The organism is Cysteiniphilum sp. (genome assembly GCF_057495195.1).
The window spans coordinates 1-8,537 of sequence record NZ_JBXTEF010000103.1 but is presented as its reverse complement, the minus strand read 5'-3'; the positions used below and the strand labels follow the sequence as shown (position 1 = coordinate 8,537).

Below are 8,537 nucleotides of genomic sequence, written 5' to 3'. Positions count from 1 at the left end.
TGGTTTATCGTGTGAACACTATTTGATATATCAGAAAATGCTTTGTCAGACCAACTTGCTCCGTTGTCTTGCGAGATAGAAATACCCGTTGGTGTTGTGACATAAAGCGCATTGAACGCAGCATTAACATGACTTGTCTGCCCTTCTTTAATCGTATTCCATATCGTGTCAGCTGATGCTGGCACGCCCCCTGAAAGCCCTAACGAAACACACATAAATGCGCTCAGCTTCTTCATCTTATTCATTATTTACCCCTTTTTTTAACTTGTGCTAATTGAATCACTGAAAGTTGCAACACCCAAATTTTGATTTAATTTTGCCTGTTTGCAGAGCAAATAGTACCCAAATTTGTTTTTTTTGAAACCCTATACGCGTTAATGGGTATTTACATATTGAAGTTTATTGAAATTAAAACTCTGCCTTTGCCATGATAGTGACTGTGCTTACATAGTCTCCTGAGGCATTTTTAGCTAATCCAGGCGCTAACATATTTAGCTCAAAAAAAGATGTATCAAGATGATTTAATCGTACTGTTTTGTGCGGGGATAGCCATTGCCCTTGACCATCAACACAAACACCCAAAGCATCACACTCATTTACTTCTAGAAGTAGTTTATTATAAGTATCTTTTTCCTTATTGTATAAGCCACACAACAGATCCTCATCATCTTCTATTTTTGTATCACATTCAACCAAGATATTGATGCCAATAATTGATTGATTGGTTTTAAAATGTAACAACCGACTCCCAGATAAGCTACCTGTATAGTCTCCCTCGCTATTTAGCGAGTTGATTAACTCTATCTGTGGTTGGCTTTCACCTGATAATGTTTGCAAAGTAGCAAAATATGGAATATTAAGCGTTAAACTATTCGGTGGAAAGTGAAAGCTAAATTGCATATTCTTACCATCTGCTAACTTGGCACTTAGTTCCTTGCTATGTCTATTTATAATGCTTTTTACTGCCAATGATATCCTTGGTGAGACGATTGCACTGACTAAACGCCATTGCCCTCCTTTTAGCTGCTTTACACCCTCTGTACTCATACCAAAATAGATACCTTTTAATGCCTTTTTCCAGCCTTTATCACCACGTATCATCGCACTTTCAGATGCGCACCCTGCCTTAAATGCAACTTGTATTTTTCCTTGCTGTTTCTGCTGCCATAGCACACAACTGCGCTCTTCAATATCTACCATGATCGATGAATGATCTGTACTGGAAAACTCCATAATATAACCCAGTAATAAAATATCCAGATCTTTAATCTGGGCACCATAGCCAAAACGTGCGTTTAATTTTACTTTTTGTAATGCTTTGATTTTTAGTGCTTGCCTTATCTCATCTTTGCCAAAGAAATCTGGTACTGATTTTAACAGTGGGTAAGCGCTAATGTATTGCTTTTTCCACACGACATAACGGCCATTTTCTGTTAATGCTTGCTCACTGTTGCTTAGCATACTCACGTTTTGACCTGAGACATTGATAATTTGATCCATTGACTCAGAAAAATGAACAGTCGCAGGGTGCTGCATATCAACAATCTCTGGTGTAATAACTCGCACAGCCAAATAGCCCTTTTCAATGTTAAACCCCAAAAAGACAAAAACGATCATAAAACAAATATACTTCATACGCGCTTCTTTATCTAACATCCGATTTCTCCAATCCACTGACCATTAACAATAGCATCACCATCAACTTTATCTTTAATAGAGACTTCACAACTAAAGCCATCTCCTGATATATTTAATACAGGATTTTCTTTATCTATACTTAGTAAAAAGTAGCCATTCTCATCACTGTATGTCTTTAACCTGTCATCGCTTTGTAACTTCCCAAAAGCATATGGCTGATCGTTTCTGATTAATTGCCCGCTAACTTGCGTAACACGACGAATCTTTTTAACCACTGAATAGATATTCCCAGGATAAAGTGCAAATGATTCTTTAGCATTATCCCAGTCATAGTTGGAACCATTTATCGTCGCTTGCAATACATAGCTTTCATAGCTTTGATATGGGGCAAGTGAGATAAAATTCACACCAGAGGATACATTATACGCCGTATCATTTACCATCAGTCGCATCTTAACCTCTTCGGGACTATCTAAATAGAATAAAAGTCCAGCTTCACCTGCCGACTCACTCAGTGCCACACCTGCATTCTGAGCATATACCATACTACCATTTAAAGTAGCAGATAAACTTTGACCCGCACCCTCTAAATGATCACTCGCTGTTGCATTAATGCTGCCTGAAATAAGTTGCGTACTAAAGTTTGCACCTAAATTTATCATTTCCAAATCAGGGCTTTCCATATAGCCGATATTTATTGAATCAAAGATAAACTCATTAGTTGTATCGTTATGTGTATAGTTAATATTATTGGCAAGCGTTTCACTTTTTGGTGTATATTGAGAACTAAGACCAATGATACCGACTTGATCTATGGTATATGATAGATTCAGACCAAATGAATAATTAAATTCATCGATGACAATACTTCCTAAATGTTGCGAGTTTTGCCAATCTAAATTGACATAGCCACTGATATTTAAGCCATATCGATTAAATAAGGATAAGTTATAGCCAAGCGTATAATAGAAAACATCACTCATAAAATCATAATTGATTGAACCTGAAAAATCACCAAAACGTCCAAGTGCGACATTCGCCGCAAGGCCAATAGAACCAGACTCATAGCCTACGGCAAAAGGAGAGTCTTGTAGTTCACTTTGATATTGACTATATGAAATACCAATATTAGAACCATTGATAAAAGATGTATTTAAACTAGCTTGCAAACCGTAACCCAAGCTATTATCAATACCTAAACTTAAATTACCAAAGAGTGACCAGGGGAGCTTAAACTGATTGTTTAGTTCAAGCACAGTCAAGCTACCTGCTTGATATGCTGCTACATTTGAGAGCATATAACGATTCATCACCTTACTCATGCTACCACCTAAATAAGGTCTATCAAAATATGTCCCTCCAGTTGCCGAAGATGCAATACCTCCCCATACCGCATAGGCAAAGCCCAGTGCCGGATCTAGTCCCGATATAACAAATGGTTTTTCGATCAACTTATTTACTGTTGAAACATGCGTACTCCCTTGATAGACCTCTATTTTCACATTATAAACACCAACAGGAAAATCTTGCGTACTTAAGTCATACATCCCTGCATTAAAATTTTGCACACTAATAAGCTTATTATCTTTATAAACACGCACCGTAGACTGCGCTGGAAAGAACAGTGTAATAGGATGAAGTGTATCACTCTCACTCGAGGTTGATAATCGACTATTAGAGTATAAAGAGGCAGCGATCACACTGCCTGAATAGCCAAAATTTATTCTAGATAAAGCACCTGCACCTAATAATCCACCACCATAACCAAGTGCCACTGAATTACTTTTAAGATCATGGGCTATTTGAATTTGATTCAAGATCGCATCAAAACCATTGCCATCATCATATGAAAAACCAAAAGAACTGGTGATATTGGTTTGCTCAAAACTCACTGTATTGCCCACGCCGAAATATAGTGATGAGTTATTATTGGTATAGGATGAGAAATCCTGTACAACATTAAGGTTATAGTTGAAAATTGATGAAAATCTATTAACACTTGGCTTTATAAAGCTATCATCAAAATAAATACTTTCATTCGCGCCACTGTTTATCAGTGCATCTGGGTTAATATCAATCGTTAAGGTTAATGCTTCAATATCTAGAACCGAACGCAATAACCATCTACTGTCATCTGGAAACAAGATAACTTCATCAAGTGCAAGCCCCTCTTTTCCCAACTTCGTTATAAGATAAGTTTTTAACGATGGCTTTACTTTCCATTGATTAAGTAGCTTTGTAAGATCTACTGTATATTTATCAGCAGTGATAAATTGAACACTATATTCATCAATGCTTTCGCCGTGATAAATCAGATCGACAACCAACTCGCTAGTATAGAGCATGCTCTCGAAACCAGATGGCACAAGATCAATGAGTGATGTATTAGCCTCATTATTTCCTTCTGCATAAACTGCCAATGATATGCTCAGCCCAATGACAGATGTTATAAACTTTCTTTTCAACTTCAGAGAATAATTCACTTTATTTACACTCACTCATATAAATAGTAATAAAACAGCAACCTCAAAATGATCTATCACTCTGAATATATACCACTCAAAAACTAAAGAAAAAACTCACACAAGATATTCTTGATTGTCTAGCTGCAAGGCAATTTGTATTGTCACAAATCAACAATAAGCTGAGCCGTAGTTACTCACACACCCTTGCTGCTGAAATGATACGCGCCCTTTTACCAGAGAAAAGGTCATAGCTAATGCAACATATTTATTGGAGTCACGAACTTTTGCTATTTCAACACCCCGCCTCACAAGCTTAAGCATCCCTCTTGCAAAGAGGGGTGGCAGCCGCAGGCTGATGGGGTGTTTATAAAATCATAGCTTTTTCTAAAGTGCATAACTTCAGTTATTTATAAATCATGACATTACAAAGGCATAGCCCTTTCTAATTCGCTCTAAGAAAAGGTTGCTTGTATTTGTATATTAATACCACTAAAACTATAAGCACTCGCATCCCCAAAAGCATTCATATACTCAATTTCCGTACTAACATCTTCACTACCCACAACAAATGCCAGTGGAATATATGCCACCTTGTCACTCGCTATTGGACTAGAAATAGTCATCGTAGAACTTTGTGATGCTGGATTCCAAGCATCAGCTTGTTTCGCTGCATTAATAGCTGTAGCAGGAACATCATCTATACCTAAAGTTACTGCTGCTTTATCCTCAATGGTAACAACTGAACCTTCAAATGGGTAAAGTACATCAGCTTCTAAAGTTTTTTCACCAACAATCTGTTTACTAGCATCTAGTCCAGTAAATTTTACATTTAGTTGTGATATATTTTTCGCACTTTGCTCTTCATATACAGCAAGCCATCTTAGTGCCTCTGTATCAAAATGATCTATTGAGACAGCATCAGCATTTGTTAATGGTTTTTTTATACCAGTATAAACGCCTTTCATATTTGAACCAGCAACCGTATCATTAACTATACTAATGCTTGCATTAGCACCTAATGTTAACGAAAACGATGCGGCATTTTTTTGTGGGTTTTGCCCTAAGCCATCATATAAAACAAAAGCCACATTTGAGGAGAATGTAACTGGAACAGATGCCGAAACAGTTGTTGTCATGCTAGCCGTAGGACTTTCAATAGCATTTACCTGTCCTGTTAAAACGATTGCCATCATTGATGAATACAAAGATAGTTTAATTGATTTTTTCATATTTAGACCTTACTTATTTTAGATTAAACAACGTTATCAAAGGTAAAATGTTTTCTTGATGGATGAGTTTCCTGTTTTTATAAAAAGAAAAACCTCCCCTTGATAACCCAAGAGACGGATGTCTCTAAGCTGGTTTGGATATACTCTAATATCCTGATTACCGCCCACAGCACACGGTGTAACGACATTATTTCCCTCATCTTGCGCTTTAGGTCGAAAACTACATTTTCCACTAATATCCAAAATAATGAGTGCATTACCTTGGTTTTGTAACGTAACTTTCTCACCCTCAACCACCTGTAAATCATACGTATAATCAGGGTTCTTTGGCTCAACAACAATTGCTGTGGAGACACCTAAGTTAAGTGTTGCTTCTGCTGCGACCTTTTCATCAACATCAAAGCCATATTTCTTTTGCGGCAAAACCGGGGTGAATTTCAATCGATAGAACGCAAGCTTATCTGCACTGTTGATCTCTCTATTTATAATGAAATTAACATCTTCCTTACGCTTTGGACCTAAAATCATTTTTTGCGGTGAAACCAACAGCCCTGACAAAGCCATATCTTTAATTGTCATTTCTTCTTCAGCTGGCATGTTGTTTTTGTCTGCCTTATCATTACCTTGAGCAAACGGTTGATTAACCTTCTCTAGATTGATTAAATAATAACTTGTTTTACATGAGCTATTCGTAATACGCTTTACGAGCCCTAATTCATTTTTCTCATTCTTATAAACATAATCAAACATACCGCTAACTGTCACACCGCCATTGCAATCTTTAAATGGCACCGCATATGCCATGCTACCCACGACTAGTGACAACGTACTTAATATATGTTTTGCAAAAAATCTCATATCACTTTACCTATCATTTGTTATGCATCAAGCACTCCCCGAAACGCTTGAGCACATAATACCCAGTTAACGGGTCTTTTAAACCCTATTATCGTTAACAGCCATTAACATAATCTGCGTTTTGATTGCTAACTATTCTCGCCAAAATACCGATATAATCATGCTTCACGAATCAAGTAAAAATGGCTAAACTTGGGTAACAAGCCATGGATATAAATGGGGCAAAAGAAGAAATGAATATTAATAAAGTGCTGATAATTGATGATGACAAAGGGATCGCTGATGCAATAGCGCATTTTTTCGAGCAAAAACTCTTATTTAGCTCACATGCTAGTTGCGGGCAAGATGCTTTGGAGATGCTACAAAAAGAGCGTTTCTCGGCAGTTATACTCGATCTTAATTTACCGGATATATATGGTATTGAGCTATGCAAAAGTATTCGCAAAGACTTGCCAGATATCCCGATTTTGATTCTTTCCGCCAACACCGGCGAGGTTAATCGTATTATCGGTCTTGAAGCCGAGGCCAATGACTACATGGAAAAGCCCTTTAATATTCATGAGCTGTATGCACGCGTTAACAATCTGATAAAGTTCAGTGTAAGCAATAAGCCAAATCAAACCAAAGCCATTATCTTTAATTCATTAAGCTATCACTTACATGATAAAACACTGTCAAGCCTAAGTAATAAAATTAATCTCACACAAACCGAGCAGCGTTTACTTGAGCTCTTTCTAACACGCCCAGGGCAAGTGATATCCAAACATGAGATTGCCGATAAGTTTGGCATGGCGGATCAATCTGATAGTCGCTCACTTGATGTTATTATCAGTCGTCTACGCACCAAGATTGATGACAAGCAAGCCAATCTCTTACAAACCATTCGCGGTCATGGTTATGTTTTTGTCGGACGTTTGCAGTATAAATAATTACAAATACGATACAGGAATATATGAAACGGACTCTGATAGCAATCCATCACTTTCTTTTAGACAAATAACCGCACCTTCAGCAATCTTCTTATCGAGATTTTTAAGTACCGAAAAATGTTTTGATGCCGTTCGTGATGGCGTCGCTGTTTTTTTAAACTCCACAGGGTATAACTGATTATTTTGCTCTATCAATAAGTCAACTTCTCTTTGATCTGCATCACGATAAAAATAAAATGGTGCTTGCTTGCCGTTATGCCAGTAACTTTTTAATATCTCGCTTAACATATAAGTTTCTAATATAGCACCTGACATCGCACCTGATTCTAATGTCTCAGGAGAGGTCCAATTCGTAAGATAAGCACACAACCCTGTATCAAGCATATATACCTTAGGCGTTTTAATCAGCCGCTTGGTGATATTATTGTAATAAGGTGGCAAAAGGTAAACAATTCCTGATGCCTCAAGGATAGATAGCCATGACTTAGCCGTTTTCTGATCAATGCCAACATCTCTGGCAATATCTGCATAATTCAATAACTGACTTGTTCGTGCTGCAACCGCTTTTAAGAATTTGTTAAATGATAAGATATCACCGACTTGCGTTAAATCCTGAACATCTCTTTGTAAATACGTCTGGACATAAGCGCTGTAAAACATATCTCTATCCATAGCACTTGCACTTAACGTCTGATTGTCACCATTTTGCTGCCATAAACGAGGAAAGGAACCTCGCCAAATATGCTGATAAACCTCCATTAGATCCTTTTTAACTGCATGAGTTCTCGCATGTTCAATCCATGCCATACTTGGCAAAAAAGGTTGTGATTGATTGGCTTCATTATTTATCTCTGCTTGCGAGAAACCCAACATATCAATAATAGCCACGCGCCCTGCTAAGCTCTCAGTCACATTTTTCATTAAGTGAAACTTTTGTGAACCTGTCAGCCAAAACATGCCAGATTTTTTCTCGCGATCAACGACGATCTTAATATAACTAAATAGCTCTGGTGCGTACTGCACTTCATCAATAATTAATGGTGATTTATAACGCTGTAAAAAAAGGGCTGGATCACGCGTTGCTAATTCACGCAAATCTAAATCATCTAAGGTGACATAGGCATACTTATCTGTACATGACTGAAGTAAAGTTGTTTTACCTATTTGACGTGCTCCAGTCACTAAAATGACAGGGAAACTTTGCGCGGCGTTATGTACCACATCATGTAACGTTCGCTGAACAATCATATATTTTCGTATAATCTGGAATTTGAATCCATATTATACGAAAATATATGATATTCAATAATTATATTACGGCTATGACCATATTACTGCCCACTTTGATTTTGTAAGCGTTGGCTGAGCGTAAGTCGAAGCCTCTATGAAGTGTGATTTTCCCAAGCTTACCCACTTCG

The 8,537-nt window shown here is 37.4% G+C and carries 7 protein-coding genes; 1 reads left to right on the top strand and 6 read right to left on the bottom strand.

What is annotated here, in order from left to right; translation table 11 throughout:
* The 5 genes from ACY10D_RS09395 to ACY10D_RS09375 all read right to left on the bottom strand — a co-directional run.
* The coding region (locus tag ACY10D_RS09395; RefSeq protein WP_487000476.1) for a hypothetical protein at positions 1-245 on the bottom strand (245 nt) is incomplete at its 3' end.
* A gap of 163 nt (positions 246-408) precedes the next feature.
* The gene (locus ACY10D_RS09390) at positions 409-1,656 is read right to left on the bottom strand and encodes a hypothetical protein (protein ID WP_487000475.1); all 1,248 of its coding nucleotides are present in this window, start codon (positions 1,654-1,656) and stop codon (positions 409-411) included.
* Positions 1,650-4,058, bottom strand: a complete 2,409-nt coding sequence (locus ACY10D_RS09385; RefSeq protein WP_487000474.1) for a TcfC E-set like domain-containing protein — start codon at positions 4,056-4,058, stop codon at positions 1,650-1,652. The genes ACY10D_RS09390 and ACY10D_RS09385 overlap by 7 nt, the downstream gene beginning before the upstream one ends.
* Before the next feature lie 497 nt (positions 4,059-4,555).
* On the bottom strand, positions 4,556-5,332 hold the full coding sequence (locus ACY10D_RS09380; RefSeq protein ID WP_487000473.1) for a hypothetical protein: 777 nt from the start codon (positions 5,330-5,332) through the stop codon (positions 4,556-4,558).
* A gap of 36 nt (positions 5,333-5,368) precedes the next feature.
* Positions 5,369-6,190, bottom strand: a complete 822-nt coding sequence (locus ACY10D_RS09375) for a hypothetical protein (protein ID WP_487000472.1) — start codon at positions 6,188-6,190, stop codon at positions 5,369-5,371.
* 233 nt (positions 6,191-6,423) lie between these two features.
* Here ACY10D_RS09375 and ACY10D_RS09370 point away from each other — a divergent pair, with 233 nt between their 5' ends.
* Positions 6,424-7,119 (top strand): response regulator transcription factor, encoded by a 696-nt coding sequence (locus ACY10D_RS09370; RefSeq protein WP_487000471.1) that lies wholly within the window; start codon positions 6,424-6,426, stop codon positions 7,117-7,119.
* Here ACY10D_RS09370 and ACY10D_RS09365 read toward each other — a convergent pair whose 3' ends face one another.
* A complete protein-coding gene (locus ACY10D_RS09365; RefSeq protein WP_487000470.1) occupies positions 7,120-8,367 on the bottom strand; it encodes an ATP-binding protein in 1,248 nt (415 codons plus the stop codon). It lies immediately after the preceding gene.
* Between the last annotated feature and the right edge of the window lie 170 nt (positions 8,368-8,537).

Excerpts from the sequence above, each read along its gene's own strand:
- ACY10D_RS09390 (WP_487000475.1), bottom strand. The coding sequence starts at position 1,656 with ATGTTAGATAAAGAAGCGCGTATGAAGTATATTTGTTTTATGATCGTT.
- ACY10D_RS09380 (WP_487000473.1), bottom strand. The coding sequence starts at position 5,332 with ATGAAAAAATCAATTAAACTATCTTTGTATTCATCAATGATGGCAATC.
- ACY10D_RS09375 (WP_487000472.1), bottom strand. The coding sequence starts at position 6,190 with ATGAGATTTTTTGCAAAACATATATTAAGTACGTTGTCACTAGTCGTG.
- ACY10D_RS09370 (WP_487000471.1), top strand. The coding sequence starts at position 6,424 with ATGAATATTAATAAAGTGCTGATAATTGATGATGACAAAGGGATCGCT.
- ACY10D_RS09365 (WP_487000470.1), bottom strand. The coding sequence starts at position 8,367 with ATGATTGTTCAGCGAACGTTACATGATGTGGTACATAACGCCGCGCAA.